Source organism: Bradyrhizobium sp. 25ACV (genome assembly GCF_054863005.1).
The window spans coordinates 378,797-396,241 of sequence record NZ_JAVAYO010000007.1; the positions used below are offsets into that span (position 1 = coordinate 378,797).

A 17,445-nucleotide genomic window follows, 5' to 3' on the forward strand; every position below is an offset into this window, starting at 1 on the left:
GCGTTACGGCTTGCTCGGGCGCAGCTCGACGCCGACGCCCTTGTTGACGAAGCGTAGCGTGTAGGATTTGCGGAAGTCGAGTTCGGGCTTCACGACGCCGGCCTTGACCATCTTGTTGAAGAAGGAGGTGTAGCGCTCGTCGCTCATCGCGCCGATGCCGTTCTTCAGGCTGTCGCCGGAATCGACGATGCCATGCTCCTTCATCTTGGCGACGGAATAGGCGAGCAGGTCGTCGGTCATTTCCGGGTTGAGCTTCTGGATCATGGCATTGCCGGCGGAATTGTCGCGATAGATGTAATTGTACCAGCCGATCATGGAGGCATCGACGAAACGCTGCACCAGGTCGGGCTTCTTCTCGACCACGTCGCGACGCGTCTCGATCAAGGTCGAATAGGTGTTGAAGCCGTAATCGGCCAGCAGCAGCACGTTGGGCTTGAAGCCGGCGGCCTTCTCCACCGCGAACGGTTCGGAGGTGACATAGCCCTGCATCGCGCTCTTGGGATTGGCGATGAACGGCTGCGGATTGAAATTATAGGGGCGGACGTTCTTCTCGCTGAAGCCGTATTCGGACTTCAGCCACTGGAAATAGCTGGTCATGCCCTCCTTGGAGACGAACAGCGTCAGCGGCTTGAGGTCCTCGATCTTGCTGACCTTGGCATCCGGCTGCGTCAGCATCACCTGCGGATCCTTCTGGAAGATCGCGGCGATGGTCACGACGGGGACGTTGTTGGCGACCGCATCGAACGACATCAGCGTGTTCGCGGCCATGAAGAAATCGATCTTCCCGGCGATCAGCAGCATCCGGTTGTTCTCGTTCGGACCGCCGGGAACGATGGTGACGTCGAGGCCATATTTCTTGTAGGTGCCGTCGGCGACCGCCTGGAAGAAGCCGCCGTGCTCGGCCTCGGCGACCCAGTTGGTGCCAAAGGTGACCTTGTCCAGCGTTTCGGCCCGCGCCGGGACGCTCCAGACCAGAGCGGTCATCAGGCCCGCAGTTAGCGCTCTGCGCAGATGAAAGGGGGTCATAATGGCACTCCGTCGATCGCTTCCAGCACAATCGCGTCTGGCTCGTGGCAGGCCAACGCGATAAAACCGCATGACGTCAGGGGACACGAGCCGGCCGGGCCCGCGTCCCCTGATACCCCAAATTACGTGACAAATTCGGGCAATGAAACCTCCAAAGAAAACTCAATGATGCCATCCCGCGACTGGACCGAAATCCGCTGGGCCGATGCGCCCCCCGCGGAGACGTCGCGCTGGATTGCGGTGCTGCCGCTGGCGGCGACCGAGCAGCACGGCCCGCATTTGCCGCTCACCACCGACGTGCTGATCGCGGACGCGTATCTTACGCGCGTGCGCGAGCTTCTGCCCGACAACGTTCCGGCCAGTTTTCTTCCCGTCGAACCGGTCGGGATTTCCACCGAGCATATCGACTATCCGGGCACGCAGACGCTGCCGACTGAAACCGCGCTGAAGCGATGGACCGGAATCGGCGAGGACGTCGCGCGGCGCGGCGTGAAGAAGCTCGTCATCATCACCAGTCATGGTGGCAACAGCGCGGCCATGATGCTGATCGCGCAGGATCTGCGCGCGCATCAAAAACTGTTCGTGGTGACGACGTCATGGTCGCGGCTATCAGGCGCCGACACCTTGTTCCCGGCCGACGAGGTGCGCCACGGCATTCATGGCGGCGCGGTCGAGACCTCGATCATGCTGGCGCGCTATCCCGATCAGGTGCGCAAGGATGCCATCGCGGATTTTCCTGCGAGCAGCATCGCACTGGAGCAGCAATACCGCTGGCTGTCGACGCAGCGGCCCGCGCCGTTCGCCTGGCAGGCGCAGGATCTCAACGCCAGCGGCGCCGTCGGCAATGCGACTCTGGCCGTGGCGGCGAAGGGCGAGCAGCTCATCGATCAAGGTGCCCGTGCTTTTTGCGAGCTCCTGAGCGAGGTCGATAACTTCGACGTGAACAGGCTCGCCAGGGGGCCCCTCGGCTAGCCAACATCCTATTGGAATCATTCACGAAAACTCCTCGCTCCGGGAGCGGATTTGCCGCATTCGAACCGGACGCGGGGAGCCTCCGTCAAACTGGGCACGCGGGCCACAACGGACCGCCTCAACCCCGGATGGAGTTTCACATGTCGATCAAGACCAAGATTGCCGCTCTCGCTCTCGCGACCCTCGCCGTCACCGGCAGCATCGTGTCCACCACCTCTTCGGCCGAAGCCAAGCAGCCCGGTTGGGTCTGGGGTGTTGGTGCCGGCATCGCCACCGCCGCCGTCGTCGGCTCCGCGATCGCCGCCAACAACGACCCCTATTACTACGGCTATCACCGCTGCGGCTGGGTCGCCCAGTACAACGCTTTCGGCCAGTACGTTGGCCGCGTTCGTAGCTGCTACTGATCTGAGTACCTGAGGCCGATCTTACGTGGATCCTGCGTCCGACACGGGCGCCTCATCCACCCCGTGTCGTGCCCCGACCCCGCCCGGCTGTCCCCCCGGGCGGGGTCATTCTTTTTGGGCCGGGAATTTGTTGCCGTCCCGTCACACAGCGGTGCGAACCATCCCGTGCGCCAATCTTGACCAGTTGCTATTGCGAATTAATCGCAATAAGGTTCGCGACAGGCTCAGGAACTTGGGACGAAATGGCGTCGAATCGAGATCATCTCGGTGACGCGAGCAACCAAGACCTGATGACAGGGCCGCCGCGAATCGGCAGGGATATCGCGACGGGTGAGACACATTCGCGTTTTGGGGGCGTGCGTTTTGACGTTGAGAAGTCACCGTTACAGATACTTGCGAACGGCCACGGCGATTGCCTCGGGCGTGCTGGCATTTCCCGCCGCGGGGCGTGCGGCCGATCTGCCGCTGAAGGCGCCGGCGCTGAGAGCGGTCTATGACTGGACCGGCCTCTATATCGGTGCGCATGCCGGCTATGGCCGCGGCTCGTCGCAGTTCGCGCTGAACGACGGCACAGCGATCAACGACAGCGGCGTCTTCAGCGGCATGATTGGCGGCGTGCAGGCGGGCTACAACTACCGCCTCAACTCCGGCTGGCTGGTCGGCGTCGAAGGCGATTTCACGTTCCCCAACTACATCACCTCGAATTCGATCGTCTCCTTCCTGACGACACCCGCCAACACTGTCACGCAGCAATGGGACTACACCGCCAGCCTGCGCGGCCGCGTCGGCTACACTACCGGTCCGTGGCTGGTTTACGCCACCGGCGGCTTTGCCTGGATGGGCGAGCGCTATTTCGACACGCCGGCCTCCGGCGCCGAAGTCCCGAAAATCCTGAACACACGGCCCGGCTGGATCGCGGGTGCCGGCGTCGAATACGGCTTCGCGCCGCATTGGAGCGCACGGCTCGAATATCTCTACAGCCGCTTCGACGGCGCCAATGTCGCCTTCTCCACGGGGGCCCAGTACAGCTCTTCGTCGCTCGACTTTCAGCAGGTCAGGCTCGGCCTCAACCGCAAGGTCGATTGGCCGGGCATGCCGAGCTACAACCCGAACAGCTCGCTGGTCGACACCGAATCGGATCGCTGGGAAATTCACGGCCAGAGCACCTATCTGCCGCAAGGCTATCCGTCGTTCCCCGCGCTCTACAGCGGAACGAACTCTCTCTCACCGTCGAGGCAGGCCAAGGCGACCTGGAGCAACAGCCTGTTCCTGAACGCGCGGCTGTGGGACGGCGGCGAGGTCTATTACAATCCCGAGCTGCTCCAGGGATTTGGCCTGAACGACACGGTCGGCGCGGCCGGCTTCCCGAACGGCGAAGCGCAGAAGTCGAACTTCCCCTATCCGCATTACAACACCTCGCGCCTGTTCGTGCGCCAGACCTTCGGCTTCGGCGGCGAGCAGGAAGAACTCGCCAGCGGCCAGTTGCAGCTAGGCCAAAAGGTCGACGTGTCCCGCCTCACCGTGCAGGCCGGCAAGTTCGCAGTGGTCGACGTGTTCGACGGCAATGCCTACGCCAAGGACACCCGCAGGGATTTCATGAACTGGTCGATCTGGGCCCCCGGCGCCTTCGACTATTCCGCCGACAAGGTCGGCCTCACCTACGGCGTCACCGCCGAGCTCAATCAGAAGCAATGGGCGCTGCGCGGCGGCTATTTCCTGATGGTCGCAGAGCCCAACTCAAATCATTTCGACACCAAGGTCGGGGAGCGCGGCCAGTACGTGATCGAGCTCGAGACGCGCTTCTCGCTGTTCGGCCAACCCGGCAAGCTCAGGACCATGGGCTGGCTCGACAGCGCCAACATGGGCAGCTTCCGCGAGACGTTGAACAATCCCGCGCTCAATCTCGACATTGCGCAGACCCGGCGCGGCCGCACCAAGGTCGGCTATGTCGTCAACCTCGAGCAGGCGATCACCGAGGATGTCGGACTGTTCGGCCGCTGGAGCTGGAACGACGGCAAGAGCGAAACGCTCGCCTTCACCGACATCAACCGCAGCCTGTCGGCTGGTCTTTCGATCAAGGGCACGAAATGGGGCCGGCCTGACGACGTGGTCGGCGTCGGCGGCGCAATCAACGCGATTTCGCAGGACTACCGGGACTTCCTCGCCGCCGGCGGCCTCGGCGTGCTGGTCGGCGACGGTGCGCTCAACTACCGCAAGGAGCGCATCCTCGAAACCTATTACGCCTATGCGCTGAACAAGAATCTCACCCTCACCGCCGACTACCAGCTCATCGTCAACCCCGCCTACAATGCCGACCGCGGACCGGTGTCGGTCATCTCCGGGCGGCTGCACGGGGAGTTCTGAGCCGCGGCTCAGAACAACAGCGCGACGCCAGAGACGAGCAGCAGCGCCAGCACGATCCTGCGGAACGTGGTCTCGTCGATCCGGCCGAACAGTTTGAGCCCGAGCCACGTGCCGCCAAACAGGAACGGCAGGCCGAGCGCGAACAGCTTTGCCGTCTCGAACGTGAGCGCTCCCTTGGCGCCCAGCAGCAGCGCCGCCACGGCGAACACCGCGACCGCGACCGGCTGGAACGTCGCGCGTTGGACGTCCTTGGGCAGGCCGCGCAGATTGCACCAGATGGTGATGATGATGCCGGCAAGGCCGGTCAGCCCGCCGAGCAGGCCGTTGACGAAACCGATCGTTATATCGGTGGCCAGCGGCACATTGGTCGCGACCTTGAGCTGCGGCCGGAGCAAGGCATAGAGGCTGTAGCCGATCAGGATCGCTCCGACCGCGATGCGGACGCGTCCGGGGGCCGCCCAGGTCAGAAGCGACACGCCGGCCGGCACGCCAAAGGCGGCGCCGGCCATGAATGGCCACAGCCGACGCCAGTCGAGTGCCGCGCGCAGCTTCCAGACCGAGTAACCCTGCACCAGAAGGCCGAAGCCGACGATGAGGCTCGCGCTCTGAAGCGGCGTCAGCACGTAGAGCCACAGCGACGCCGCCACCAGGCCGAAGGCAAAGCCGGAGAGGCCGGCGACGAACGCGCCGGCAAAGGTGGCCAACAGGAAAAGCGGAAACTCGATTGCGATCCCGTCCATTGCTCGCTCCATGAATCAGCGAGCAGCGCTTGCGTGGGATCACCACTTCACGGGGAGGCCGCGACATCCCCGGCGTGAGAAACCTAGGGGAAGCGAGGTGTTTCCACAATCAACTTCTTACGCCGCGCGGATCGCGTCCAGGAACTTGCCGACCTCGACCTTGAGACGGCTGCTTTCGCCGGACAGCGATCTGGCCGAGGCGAGCACGTTGGAGGAGGCCGATCCGGTCTGGCTCGCGCCGCGCTGCACGTCGACGATGCTGGCGGAGACCTGCTGGGTGCCGCGGGCCGCCTGCTGCACGTTGCGGGAAATCTCCCGCGTCGCTGCGCCCTGCTCCTCCACCGCCGCGGCGATTGCGGATGCAATCTCGGACATGCGGGAGATGGTGTCACTGATCGACCTGATGGCGCCGACGGAGTCCTCTGTCGCGGTCTGGATTCCCGTGATCTGCTGGCTGATCTCGCCGGTGGCCTTGGCGGTCTGCTCGGCCAGCGCCTTGACCTCGGAGGCGACCACCGCAAAGCCGCGGCCGGCCTCGCCGGCGCGCGCCGCCTCGATGGTGGCGTTGAGAGCCAGAAGATTGGTCTGGCCCGCGATCTGGCTGATGAGCTCGACGACGTCGCCGATCCGCCCCGCGGCCTTGGCGAGTTCGCCGACATAATCGTTGGTCCGGCCCGCCTGCTGTACCGCCTCACCAGCGATGCGCGCGGAATCCTGCACCTGCCGGCTGATCTCGTCGACCGACGAGGCCATCTCCTCGGCCGCCGCAGCAACGGTCTGCACGTTGGTGGAGGCCTGTTCGGAAGCGGCCGCGACGGTCGCGGTGACCTTTTCCGATTGATCGGCCGTGCTCGTCAGCGTTCCCGCGGACACTTCCAGCTCCGAGGAAGCCGACGACACCGTGTTGATCACGTCGCCGATCATGGCTTCGAAATCACGCGCGATCTGGTCCATACGCTGGCTGCGCCGCAGCTTCGCGTCGGCCTCGACCGCGGCCGCCTCGTCGGCGGCCTTCTTGGCGAGCAGTGAATCTTTGAAGTGCTGCAGCGAGCCCGCCACCTGGCCGATCTCGTCATTGCGGCCCGTCGCGGGAATCTCGACGTCGTGCTGTCCGGCAGCGAGCGTTGCGATCACGTCCGCGAGCCGGCTGAGCGGCGTCACCACGCGCCTGCGCAGCATCATGGTCACGCCACCGAGAGTCCCGAGCAGCGCCAGCACCACCACGCCTGCGAGCGCGAGCATCGCCAGTGCGCCATCGCGCGAGGCCGAGGCACGCTCGGAAGCTTCGGCCAATGCGGCATCGCGCACGCCGTAGAACATCTGGATGGCCGGCACGATGACCTTCGCCAGTTCGTCGGCGTTGCTGCTGTACTTGCCGTCACTCCGGGCTGCGGGAATCTCCTTGTCCACGGCAGCCGCAGCTTTGCCAAAATACGCTTCCGTTGCCGCCTTGTGCGCGGTCGCGATGCGGGAGGGATTTCCGAGTTGGTCGATGCCTGCCTCGATGCGCTCGCGGTCGGCCTCCACGCGGCCTTGCATGCGATCCATCAGCGACAATTCGGTCGGCGTGAGCGGGCGGCTCGCGGACAGCGCCGGGGACAGCGTGGCGGCTCGGCTGCCGGCCGCGACACGCAGGTCCTGGGCCGTCCGCGCCAGGCTCAACAGCGCCGCGAGCGAGGAATCGGCGTTGATGACTTTCGCTTCGAGCCGGTTCATGACCGGTTCGATGTTGCCGATGACCTCGGCAACACCGGGCAGAAAGCCCTTGATCACAACACCATCGCGCGCCGCCAGGGGGACGCTCATCGCGCGATCTGCCGCCGCGGTGACCTCCTTCAGCCGCAGTGCGGCACGGTCGAGATTCTCGACAATCGTTCCGCCGTCATCCAGCACCAGGATGGCGCGCCTTGCAGCCTCGAAGCCGGCCTCGGCAGCTTTCGCCGCCTTCCCGGCGGCTTCGATCTGGGCTGGCGTCGCCGCGGCTTCCTGGAAGATCGGACCGATATAGGGGGCGCGAAGTCCGGCGACGTGCTGGCTGGCCATCAGGGTCGCACCAAAGGCATCGACAGTCTTGATCGCGTCGGAGCGGTTCGTGAAGATGCGCGTCTGGGGTATCAGCACCTCGGCGCCGAGGATGACTGCAAATACCGTCACCGTCAGCATCGACAGCGCGAAAAGCTTCCCGATCCGCATCCCTGGGGTCCCCCGAATACATTTCTGCAATGTCGAAAACCTAGCCGGGCGGCCACTAAGAGCCCGTTAAGCAACGGCATTCCCGTAGTTCCACGGGAGCTCGCGCAAGCGTGTCGAAGCCAGCGGCCACACGGTTCCGTCGGGGCGCCAAATGCGGCAAAATTGCCGGCATTTCTTCGCGGAATACCTATATCAAGGCGTGTGCCGTCCTATTCGGCCACACTCCCTTACCTCGGAACGTCAATGCTCTCGGTCGAACTCGTCATCGTCGTCGTCCTGATCGTCATCAACGGCCTCTTGTCCATGTCGGAGCTGGCCGTGGTCTCGTCCCGCCCGGCCCGGTTGTCGATGCTCGCCGCCAAGGGCGTGCGCGGCGCCGAGCGGGCGCTGACGCTGGCAGCCAATCCCGGCAAGTTCCTCTCGACGGTACAGATCGGCATCACGCTGGTCGGCGTGCTCTCCGGCGCGTTCTCCGGCGCGACGCTCGGACAGCGGCTGACGCAATGGCTGCTCGAGCTCGGTCTATCCGCGGGAATTGCCGACATCGTCGGCGTCGGCATCGTCGTGACGCTGATCACCTACGCCACCCTGATCGTCGGTGAGCTGGTGCCGAAACAGGTGGCGCTGCGCGACCCCGAAAGCATCGCGGTCAGGGTCGCGCCCGCCATGCACGTGCTTGCGAAGGTCTCGCTGCCGCTGGTCTTTCTGCTCGATCTCTCGGGCCGGCTGATCCTCACGCTACTCGGCCGCGGCGGCAAGGCCGAGGAGAAGGTCTCGGAGGACGAGATCCACCACCTCGTCAGCGAGGCCGAGAACGCGGGCGTGCTCGAGCCCGGTGAGAAGGAGATGATCGCCGGCGTGATGCGGCTCGGCGACCGGCCGGTCGGCGCGGTGATGACGCCGCGCACGGAGGTCGACGAGATCGACCTCAACGACGATCCGGCGGCCATCCGGGAAATCATCGCCAAGAGCCCGCATTCGCGCTTTCCCGTCTCCGACGGCGACCGCGACAAGCCGATCGGCGTGCTCCAGGCCAAGGACCTGCTGATCGCCTATATGAACGAACGCACGCCGGACCTACGCGCGCTGGTGCGCGAGGCGCCCGGCATCCCGGCCTCGGCAGACGCGCGCGACGTGCTGACCATCCTGAAAGCTGCGCCGGTCCACGTCGGTTTCGTCTACGACGAATATGGCGGCTTCGAAGGGATGGTGACGGCCGCCGACATCCTCGAATCGATCGTCGGCGCCTTCCATTCGGAGGCCGGACCGCCGGAGCCCGCCTTCGTCAGGCGCGCCGACGATTCGCTGCTGATCTCGGGCTGGATGCCGGTGGACGAATTCGGCGAATTGCTCGGCGTCGAACTGCCGCCGCACCGCTACAACACGGTGGCGGGCCTGGTGCTGCAACAGTTCAACGTGCTGCCCGACACCGGCGATGCCTTCGACTTCGGCGGCTGGCACATCGAGGTGGTCGATCTCGACGGGCGTCGGATCGACAAGATCCTGGCGAGCCGGTTGAGTGAGGTCGAGACGGGGTGAATTGAGCGATAGCGCCAACTCGCCCTCACCCTCACCCGAACCTCACGCCGATCCGCTTCTCCTTGCGCCAGACCACGGTGCAGGCGAGATGCTTTCCGTCGGCCTGGACGAACAGGGTGAAATGATCGGGGATGCCGACCGGGCTGGTGACGTCGAGCGCGGCGCCGGTGTCGGACAGGTTGCGGATGGTGCAGTCGATCGCGCCGCCGCCGAACTCGATCGTTCCGGCCTTCAGCACGCGATGTCTCGCCTTGTCGCGCCGTTCGTCCATGGGCACAATCTACACCCAAAGTTGAACAAAATCTTAAATGCTAGTTACGCTCGCGACGAATCTGCGCGGGCCGGGCCGGTGCTGGCACGGGCCGAGCGATGCCTTACAGGGCCGGCTGGAACGTTTCCGCCTGCGCCATCCGCCAGGCGTCGCGGAATCGTGGGTCTTCGGTGCCCTCGAGCAGCTCGCCAGGACGCAGCGCCGGATAGAGCTGCGCAAAGGATCTCACGTTGGTGGTCGAGGTGCGCTGGGTGAAGTGAATCGGGCGCAGCTGCTGCGGATGCTCGAGGCCTGCCGCGGCGATCAGCTCGGTCAGCGAATGCAGCGTTGCGTGGTGATAATTGTGCACGCGGTCGATCTTGAGCGGCACGTAGAGCGCACGCGCGCGCGTCGGGTCCTGCGTCGCCACCCCGGTCGGGCAGCGGTCGGTGTGGCAGCTCAGCGACTGGATGCAGCCGAGCGAGAACATGAAGCCGCGCGCCGAATTGCAATAGTCGGCGCCGATCGCCATCGCGCGCGCCATGTCGAAGGCGGTAGCGATCTTGCCGGACGCACCGATCTTGATGCGGTCGCGCGCATTGATGCCGATCAGCGCGTTGTGGACGAAATTGACGCCCTCGCGCATCGGCATGCCCAGATGGTCCATGAATTCCAGCGGCGCCGCACCGGTGCCGCCTTCGTTCCCATCGACGACGATGAAATCAGGATAGATGCCGGTCTGAAGCATCGCCTTGCAGATCGCCAGGAACTCCCAGGGATGGCCGATGCACAGCTTGAAGCCGGCCGGCTTGCCGCCGGACAGGCGGCGCATCTCGGCGATGAACTGCATCATGCCGGCCGGGGTGGAGAAGGCGCGATGCGAAGCCGGCGAGATGCAGTCCTCGCCCATCGCGACGCCGCGGATCTTGGATATCTCCTCCGAGACCTTTGCCGCCGGCAGCACGCCGCCATGGCCGGGCTTGGCGCCCTGGCTGACCTTGAGCTCGACCATCTTGATCTGGTCGTCGCAGGCGACGCGCGCGAACGCCTCGGGATCGAAGGTGCCGTCGAGATGACGGCAGCCGAAATAGCCGGAGCCGATCTCCCAGATGATGTCGCCGCCCATCTCGCGGTGATAGGGGCTGACGCCGCCCTCGCCGGTGTCGTGCGCGAAGCCGCCCTTCCTGGCGCCGGCATTGAGCGCGCGCACTGCGTTGGGGCTGAGCGCGCCGAAGCTCATCGCGGAAATGTTGAACACCGAGGCCGAATAGGGCTTCTGGCAGTCGGGCCCGCCGATGCTGATGCGGAACTTCTCCTCCGCATGCGCCTTCGGCGACACCGAGTGATGCATCCACTCATAGCCCTGGCGGTAGACGTCCTCCTGGGTGCCGAACGGACGCTTGTCGAGCTCCATCTTGGCGCGCTGATAGACCACCGCGCGGGTGTCGCGCGAGAACGGCATGCCGTCCTTCTCGCTCTCGAAGAAATACTGCCGCATCTCCGGGCGGATCTCCTCGAGCAGGAAGCGGATATGCGCCGAAATCGGATAGTTGCGCAGCACCGCGTGGCTCTTCTGCAGGAGATCGCGGACGCCGAGCAGCGTCAGCGCGCCGAAGATCAGGATCGGCACCAGCAGGATGTCGAAGATCTTGCGGTCGGCGATACCGATACCGATCAGGAGCGCGGTGACGACTGCGCAGATCGTCAGCACGATGAAGCGCGGCGAGAATGGCAGCAGCAGGGTCTCCATGATCCCCTCCTCCGCCAGCGGCAGGCGTTTGTGGGATGAGTGTTGGGAGGAGTCCTGCGTCTTGGTGTCGTCGGCCACGATTCCGATCCTCTCGCCAGCATGAGGCGGTACGATACGCCCTTGCCTGTCATACGGATATGACGCGGCCCTTGTTTCAGGCTAGCGAATTCGGCCGAGACAAATCAATCAGCCGAGAGGATAGGGCTTTTGCAGTGCAGCAGATGGGGTGGTGGCGGGAAGCGGCGGACGCTGGGCCCTTAATGGCCGCGCGTGGGGTCACACTGGATTCCCCAAGCTCAGCTGTCGTCCCGGGCAAGCGTAAGCGCAGACCCGGGATCCATAACCACAGGATGTCGTGGCGAGAGAAAGCTGTCCACTCCGAATCTTCGCATAACCACGGCCTGTGGCTATGGGTCCCGGATCGGCGCGCGCTTGTGGCGCGCTTGTCCGGGACGACGAGTGAGCGTGAGGCGAAGCCGTCCCACGCTAGCGGGACGAAGGCGCTTAGCGCTCGACGAACGCCTTCTCGATCACGAAATGGCCGGGCTTGTTGCCGCTGCCTTCGATGAAGTCGCGGCCTTCGAACATCACCTTCAGCTCTTCTAGCATCCCCGGGCTGCCGCACATCATGATGCGGTCGGTGGCGATGTCGAGGGGCGATTGCCCGATATCGTTGAAGATCTGCTCGGAGTTGATGAGGTCGGTGATACGGCCGCGATTCCTGAACGGCTCGCGGGTCACGGTCGGGTAGTAGATCAGCTTGTCCGCGAGCAGTTCGCCGAACAGCTCGTCCTCGCGCAAGGAAGCGACCAGCTTCTCGCCATAGGCGAGCTCGGAGACCTGGCGGCAGCCGTGCACCAGCACGATGGATTCGAACTGGTCATAGACCTCGGGGTCCTTGATCAGGCTCGCGAACGGCGCGAGGCCCGTTCCGGTCGAGAGCAGCATCAGCCGCTTGCCGGGAAGGAGGTTGTCGGTGATCAGCGTGCCGGTCGCCTTGCGGCCGACCAGGATGGTGTCGCCTTCCTTGATCTTCTGCAGACGCGAGGTCAGCGGGCCGTCCTGGACCTTGATCGAGAAGAACTCGAGCTCTTCCTCGTGGTTGGCGCTCGCCATGCTGTAGGCGCGCAGCAGCGGACGGCCGTCGATCTCGAGGCCGATCATCGCGAACTGGCCGTTCTGGAAGCGGAAGCCGGTATCGCGCGTGGCGCGGAAGCTGAACAACGTGTCGGTCCAGTGCTGGACGGAAAGAACCTTCTCTCGGTAAAACGCGCTCATGATTTTCGATATTCCGAATAATTGCGGTTTTAGGGCAAAAGCGTTGCCCGGCCCTGAAACCGGGCGGACACCATTGCCATGGCGGAGGATTTCGCGTGTGTGATCTACGCCATTGAGACCAATAATCAACCTCGTTCCGGATGCAATTGATGCCGGTCAAACCGGCATTTGCGGCGGAATTGGCCATATTGTTAATGAATCTGCTGCCCGGCGCGCGCCGCGGGCAATTTCTTTTCCCTGCAGCGTTCGAATGCAGCACTTAATTTCCATCGCGCTCGCGAGAATTTCATTAAGAATAGCTCTGACTTTCACCCTGGTTCGGCGCCGTTTCCCGCATTTTTGCGGCTTTTGGCGCCAGGAACGTCTGAAACGCGACAGAAGCACATGGCGGCAAGCGACGAGCGAATCTTCGTCCAGGCGATCAGGCGCTATTGCGCGGCGCATGGCATCGCGGTCGATGTCGGGGCCGATGGCTGGCTGATCGCGATGCGCCGGGGTGATGAGCGGCGCTTCGCCTTCGGCTACGACATCGGCCTCAACAGCGCCATCGCCCATCGCCTCGCCAACGACAAATCGGCGACATCAGAGGCGCTGGCGCTGGACGGCGTGCCCTGCATTTCCCATCACCTCCTCCTCAACCCAAAGCTGGGCGTGCACGTCGCCGGTGCCGATTGGCGTCAGCGGATGCTCGCGCTGCTGGCTCAGAATCCGCAAGGCGTGGTGGTGAAGCCGAACGAGGGGACATCGGGGCGCTCGGTGTTCAAGGTGACGACGGCGGCCGAACTCGACCGCGCGGCCAGCGAGGTTTTTTCGATGAGCGCCGGGCTCGTGATCTCGCCCTATGTCGCGATCGAGGACGAGGTCCGCGTGGTGCTGCTCGATGAGGCACCCCTCGTCGTCTACAGCAAGCAGCGCGGCACGGATTGGCGACATAATCTCGATGCCGGCGCAACGCCGGTGCTGCTGGAGGAGGGCGAGGTTCGAACTGCCTGCGTGAAGCTCGCGAGCGATGCCGCGAGCGCGATCGGCATCGCGTTTGCGTCGATCGACGTGGTCCGTGTCGAGGGCGAATGGAAAGTGCTCGAGATCAATTCCGGCGTGATGATGGAAGCGCTGGGCAAGCTGCATCCGCGACTGGTGCAAGCGGCGTATGACGCGGCGCTGAATCAGGTGTTTGGGGGAAAAGCGTAACAGCCGGGCCGGAAGTTCTCACCCTCCCCTGGAGGGGGAGGGTCGCTGTGCATGGAGCGAAGCGGAATGCGCAGCGAGGTGGGGTGATCTCTCCACATGAACACTGCCCGTGTGGAGAGATCACCCCACCCCGCTCGCGCCGCGCGCGATCGACCCTCCCCCTTCAGGGGAGGGTAAGAAAGACCGCCGCTCTAATTATTCGCGCTCGCTGAATCGTCCATCGCCTTGAACGCCTCCTCCAGCTGCAGCGAGATCGGCACGTTCAGACGTTCGCCGGTGGGAAGCCTTGCGGTGAACCATTTGTTGTAGAGCGGGACGAGGTCGCGGTTGGAGCCGAGCTTGCGGAAGGCGCGCTCGACCACGGCCGATAGCTGCGGCTCGCCCTTCCTGAACATGATGCCGTAGGGGTCATAGGACAAATAGTCCCCGACCACCCGAAAATACGCCTGCGCCTTGTGGCGCGCGATCAAGCCGTGGAGCAGGATGTCGTCGGTCGCGAATGCATCAGCCTTGCCGTCGTTCACCATCTGGAACGACTGCTCGTGATCCGGCGCGGTCACGATGTTGAGGCCGAGCGAGAGCTTCTTGTCGACGGCGTGTATCGCCTGCTCGTTCGTCGTACCCTTGGTCACCACGACGGTCCTGCCCTTCAGGTCCGCGATACCGGAAATTGCCGCTCCCTTCGGCACCATCAGCTTGGTGCCGGCGACGAACATCAGCGGCGAGAAAGCGACGCGCTTGCCGCGCTCGGCATTGGCCGTGGTCGAGCCGCATTCCAGGTCGATCTTGTTCTGCAGCACGGCATCGATGCGGTCGTCCGAGGTGACCTTGACGTAGTCGATTCTGAGATTGGGATCGTCGACCTCGACGCCGATCTCCTCGACGATGGCCTCGCAGAGCTCGAGGCTATAGCCGATCGGACGGCCCGACTGGTCGAGGAACGAGAACGGCGGCGAGCTCTCGCGATAGCCGAGCCGCACGGTGCGCGCCGTCTTGATGGCCGACAGCGCCGGGCTGAGCCCTTCGCCGCCGGTCTGCGCGGATGCCGAGGTCGCGAACAAGGAGGTCGCGAGCAACGATGCCGCAAGCAACAAGCCGCCTGAGGTCAGTGACCTCGCCAGTGTATGGCCCATGGTTCGCTCCTATCCATGGCCGGCCATCGCGGGCACTTCGCCCGGTACCATGTCCCCGGGCACGACGTCGCCGGGTCCGAGCTCGTGCTCGGGCCCGAGCTCGCCTTCCCATTTGGCCACGACCGAGGTCGCGAGCGTGTTGCCGATCACGTTGGTGGCGCTGCGACCCATGTCGAGGAAGGTGTCGATGCCCATGATCATCAACAGGCCCGCCTCGGGGATGTTGAACTGCGCCAGCGTCGAGGCGATCACCACGAGCGAGGCGCGCGGCACGCCGGCGACGCCTTTCGAGGTGATCATCAGCGTCGCCAGCATCGCAAGCTGGGTGCCGAGCGGCATGTCGATGTGATAGCTCTGCGCGATGAAGACGGCCGCGAACGTGCAGTACATCATCGTGCCGTCGAGATTGAAGGAATAGCCGAGCGGCAGCACGAAGCTCGAGATCCGCGACGAGGCGCCGAAGCGGTTGAGCGCCTCGAGCGTCTTCGGATAGGCCGCCTCCGAGCTCGCGGTCGAGAAAGCGATCATCAGCGGCTCGCGGACCAGCTTCAAGAGATGGCTGTAGCGCGGCCCGATGACGATGAAGCCGACGATGACCAGGATGGTCCACAGGATCGCCAGCGAGAGATAGAAGCCGCCCATGAACACGACGAGCTTCCAGAGCACCAGCAGGCCGTTCTTCGCCACCGTCGCGGTGATGGCGGCCCACACCGCGAGCGGCGCGAACAGCATCACATAGCTCGTGACCTTGAGCATGATGTGGCCGACGTCGTCGATCATCGCGAGGATCGGCTTCGAACGTTCGGGCATGGAGCCCATCGCCACCGAGAAGAACACCGCGAAGATCACGATCTGCAGGATCTCGTTCTGCGCCATCGCGTCCGCGATCGAGGTCGGGATCAGATGGGTCAGGAATTTCTCGATCGAGAATGCCGACACCGGCAGGCCGGTCGATTGCCCCGCCTGGGGCAGCGTGCCCGGGAAGTTCGCACCGGGCTGCAGCAGGTTCACCATCACGAGGCCGAGCAGCAGCGAGACGAAAGAGGCGCTGATGAACCAGCCCATGGTCTTGGCGAAGATGCGGCCGAGCTTGGAGCCCGAGCCCATATGGGCGATGCCGCCGACCAGGGTCGCGAACACCAGCGGCGCGATGATCATCTTGATCAGGCGCAGGAACATCATGGCGATCAGGTTGATGGAGGACGCCCAGTCGGCGCGGGTGTCGGGCAGGAAGTTGTAGATTGCCGACCCCATGATGATGCCGAGCACCATCGCGGCCAGAATGTATTGCGTGAACCTGTTCGACATCGCTTACCCCCACGTACACCGGCGCTTCATGATGTCGCAGATATCACAACGACGCAACACGCTTTGCGTGTGATCGCGTTTTCAGGATGTTCCCGTTGTGAAATGGAACGCCGCGATCTAGCCTTCATGCAGCGCACAACGCATGCGGCCTGCACGTTTTGTTTGCGGCCGCTGCATCAATAATCGTCAAGACAATCAAAGAGGGAAACGCCATGAGCGGCAACATCAATCATCAGATTCTGCTGGTCGAAAAACCCAGCGGCAAGCTCGGCCCCGAACATTTCAAGATGGTGGAGAGCACGGTGCCGGAGCCGAAGGACGGCGAAGTCCTGCTGCGTGTGCGATACATTTCGCTCGACGCCGCCAACCGCGCCTGGATGCACGGCGCGACCTATCGCTCCGCCGTCGAAGCCAACAGCGTGATGGCTGGCGGCGCCACTGCCGAGGTCGTCAGCTCGAAGGCCGAGGGGCTTGCGGCGGGCGACATCGTGTTCGGTGACACCGGCTGGCAGGAGTTTGCTGCGGTGCCGGCGAAGCATCTCACCAAGATGCCGAAGCTCGAGCCGATGACGCACCTGCTCAGCGTGTTCGGCATCGCCGGACTCACCGCCTATTTCGGCCTGCTGGAGATCGGCAAGCCCAAAGAGGGCGAGACCGTCGTGGTCTCCGCGGCCGCGGGCTCGGTCGGCTCGATCGTCGGCCAGATCGCCAAGATCAAAGGATGTCGCGTGATCGGCATCGCCGGCGGCGCCGACAAGTGCAGCTGGCTGACCTCCGAGCTCGGCTTCGATGCCGCCGTGGACTATAAGGACGGCGCGGTCTTCAAGGCGCTACGTGCAGCTGCACCCAAGGGCATCGACGTCTATTTCGACAATGTCGGCGGCGACATTCTGGAAGCCTGCCTGCCGCAGATGAACAATTACGGCCGCATCGCCTGCTGCGGCGCGATCTCGCAATATGACGGCGCGCCCTCCGCGCACGGTCCGCGCGGCGTGCCGGGCCTGATCGTGGTGAAGCGGCTGGTCATGCAGGGCTTCATCGTGATGGATTACATGAAGGAGAGCCAGCGCGCGCTCGCCGAGCTCCAGGGCTGGGTCAAATCCGGCAAGCTGAAGGTTCAGGAGGACATCATCGATGGCCTCGAGAACACGCCGAAGGCGCTGATCGGATTGCTCGCGGGCGAGAACCGCGGCAAGCGCATGGTCAGGCTCTGACGGCGCAATTGCACCGGCATAATTGACTTGCGGGTGACGTCAAAGCGGCAAATGATGCTGGTTGCGAGGCGTCACTCGCGAAG

At 64.1% G+C, this 17,445-nt stretch carries 14 protein-coding genes; 6 read left to right on the forward strand and 8 right to left on the reverse strand.

Annotation, left to right across the window (positions count from 1 at the left end; all coding sequences use genetic code 11):
* Positions 1 to 3: 3 nt before the first annotated feature.
* Positions 4 to 1,026 (reverse strand): ABC transporter substrate-binding protein, encoded by a 1,023-nt coding sequence (locus RAD04_RS19220; protein WP_461624993.1) that lies wholly within the window; start codon positions 1,024 to 1,026, stop codon positions 4 to 6.
* A 165-nt stretch (positions 1,027 to 1,191) separates the two neighbouring features.
* Between RAD04_RS19220 and RAD04_RS19225 the strand changes: the two genes are divergently transcribed.
* The 3 genes from RAD04_RS19225 to RAD04_RS19235 all read left to right on the forward strand — a co-directional run bounded on the left by RAD04_RS19225 (position 1,192) and on the right by RAD04_RS19235 (position 4,766).
* Positions 1,192 to 1,998, forward strand: a complete 807-nt coding sequence (locus RAD04_RS19225) for a creatininase family protein (RefSeq protein WP_461624994.1) — start codon at positions 1,192 to 1,194, stop codon at positions 1,996 to 1,998.
* Between the two features lie 140 nt (positions 1,999 to 2,138).
* Entirely contained in the window at positions 2,139 to 2,402 is a 264-nt protein-coding gene (locus RAD04_RS19230) for a hypothetical protein (protein ID WP_028143817.1), read from the forward strand.
* A gap of 393 nt (positions 2,403 to 2,795) precedes the next feature.
* On the forward strand, positions 2,796 to 4,766 hold the full coding sequence (locus tag RAD04_RS19235; RefSeq protein ID WP_461624995.1) for a carbohydrate porin: 1,971 nt from the start codon (positions 2,796 to 2,798) through the stop codon (positions 4,764 to 4,766).
* Between the two features lie 8 nt (positions 4,767 to 4,774).
* On the opposite strand, the gene RAD04_RS19240 is transcribed toward RAD04_RS19235, so the two are convergent.
* Both RAD04_RS19240 and RAD04_RS19245 read right to left on the reverse strand, forming a co-directional pair.
* Complete coding sequence (locus RAD04_RS19240) at positions 4,775 to 5,506, reverse strand: sulfite exporter TauE/SafE family protein (RefSeq protein ID WP_461624996.1); 732 nt, start codon at positions 5,504 to 5,506, stop codon at positions 4,775 to 4,777.
* 117 nt (positions 5,507 to 5,623) lie between these two features.
* Positions 5,624 to 7,699, reverse strand: coding sequence for a methyl-accepting chemotaxis protein (locus RAD04_RS19245; protein ID WP_461624997.1), 2,076 nt, complete (start codon positions 7,697 to 7,699; stop codon positions 5,624 to 5,626).
* Between the two features lie 243 nt (positions 7,700 to 7,942).
* Between RAD04_RS19245 and RAD04_RS19250 the strand changes: the two genes are divergently transcribed.
* The gene (locus RAD04_RS19250; protein ID WP_461624998.1) at positions 7,943 to 9,238 is read left to right on the forward strand and encodes a hemolysin family protein; all 1,296 of its coding nucleotides are present in this window, start codon (positions 7,943 to 7,945) and stop codon (positions 9,236 to 9,238) included.
* A 31-nt stretch (positions 9,239 to 9,269) separates the two neighbouring features.
* Here the strand turns inward: RAD04_RS19250 and RAD04_RS19255 are convergent, their stop codons facing one another.
* The 3 genes from RAD04_RS19255 to RAD04_RS19265 form a co-directional block, all read right to left on the reverse strand.
* Positions 9,270 to 9,509: a PilZ domain-containing protein gene (locus RAD04_RS19255; protein ID WP_461624999.1), complete on the reverse strand. Its 240-nt coding sequence runs from the start codon at positions 9,507 to 9,509 to the stop codon at positions 9,270 to 9,272.
* Positions 9,510 to 9,612: 103 nt separating this feature from the next.
* Complete coding sequence (locus RAD04_RS19260; protein ID WP_461625000.1) at positions 9,613 to 11,316, reverse strand: FMN-binding glutamate synthase family protein; 1,704 nt, start codon at positions 11,314 to 11,316, stop codon at positions 9,613 to 9,615.
* Between the two features lie 426 nt (positions 11,317 to 11,742).
* Positions 11,743 to 12,516, reverse strand: coding sequence for a ferredoxin--NADP reductase (locus RAD04_RS19265; protein WP_091959787.1), 774 nt, complete (start codon positions 12,514 to 12,516; stop codon positions 11,743 to 11,745).
* Between the two features lie 384 nt (positions 12,517 to 12,900).
* On the opposite strand from RAD04_RS19265, the gene RAD04_RS19270 reads away from it, so the two are divergent.
* Positions 12,901 to 13,707, forward strand: a complete 807-nt coding sequence (locus tag RAD04_RS19270) for an ATP-grasp domain-containing protein (protein WP_461625001.1) — start codon at positions 12,901 to 12,903, stop codon at positions 13,705 to 13,707.
* A gap of 191 nt (positions 13,708 to 13,898) precedes the next feature.
* Here the strand turns inward: RAD04_RS19270 and RAD04_RS19275 are convergent, their stop codons facing one another.
* Complete coding sequence (locus RAD04_RS19275) at positions 13,899 to 14,840, reverse strand: amino acid ABC transporter substrate-binding protein (protein WP_461625002.1); 942 nt, start codon at positions 14,838 to 14,840, stop codon at positions 13,899 to 13,901.
* A 9-nt stretch (positions 14,841 to 14,849) separates the two neighbouring features.
* Positions 14,850 to 16,148, reverse strand: a complete 1,299-nt coding sequence (locus RAD04_RS19280; protein ID WP_104465577.1) for a dicarboxylate/amino acid:cation symporter — start codon at positions 16,146 to 16,148, stop codon at positions 14,850 to 14,852.
* A gap of 212 nt (positions 16,149 to 16,360) precedes the next feature.
* Between RAD04_RS19280 and RAD04_RS19285 the strand changes: the two genes are divergently transcribed.
* Positions 16,361 to 17,362 (forward strand): NADP-dependent oxidoreductase, encoded by a 1,002-nt coding sequence (locus RAD04_RS19285; protein ID WP_461625003.1) that lies wholly within the window; start codon positions 16,361 to 16,363, stop codon positions 17,360 to 17,362.
* The last annotated feature ends 83 nt before the right edge of the window (positions 17,363 to 17,445 follow it).

Coding starts and splice junctions, on each gene's coding strand:
- RAD04_RS19220 (WP_461624993.1), bottom strand. CDS start 1,026: ATGACCCCCTTTCATCTGCGCAGAGCGCTAACTGCGGGCCTGATGACC.
- RAD04_RS19225 (WP_461624994.1), top strand. CDS start 1,192: ATGATGCCATCCCGCGACTGGACCGAAATCCGCTGGGCCGATGCGCCC.
- RAD04_RS19230 (WP_028143817.1), top strand. CDS start 2,139: ATGTCGATCAAGACCAAGATTGCCGCTCTCGCTCTCGCGACCCTCGCC.
- RAD04_RS19240 (WP_461624996.1), bottom strand. CDS start 5,506: ATGGACGGGATCGCAATCGAGTTTCCGCTTTTCCTGTTGGCCACCTTT.
- RAD04_RS19245 (WP_461624997.1), bottom strand. CDS start 7,699: ATGCGGATCGGGAAGCTTTTCGCGCTGTCGATGCTGACGGTGACGGTA.
- RAD04_RS19250 (WP_461624998.1), top strand. CDS start 7,943: ATGCTCTCGGTCGAACTCGTCATCGTCGTCGTCCTGATCGTCATCAAC.
- RAD04_RS19255 (WP_461624999.1), bottom strand. CDS start 9,509: ATGGACGAACGGCGCGACAAGGCGAGACATCGCGTGCTGAAGGCCGGA.
- RAD04_RS19265 (WP_091959787.1), bottom strand. CDS start 12,516: ATGAGCGCGTTTTACCGAGAGAAGGTTCTTTCCGTCCAGCACTGGACC.
- RAD04_RS19270 (WP_461625001.1), top strand. CDS start 12,901: ATGGCGGCAAGCGACGAGCGAATCTTCGTCCAGGCGATCAGGCGCTAT.
- RAD04_RS19275 (WP_461625002.1), bottom strand. CDS start 14,840: ATGGGCCATACACTGGCGAGGTCACTGACCTCAGGCGGCTTGTTGCTT.
- RAD04_RS19280 (WP_104465577.1), bottom strand. CDS start 16,148: ATGTCGAACAGGTTCACGCAATACATTCTGGCCGCGATGGTGCTCGGC.
- RAD04_RS19285 (WP_461625003.1), top strand. CDS start 16,361: ATGAGCGGCAACATCAATCATCAGATTCTGCTGGTCGAAAAACCCAGC.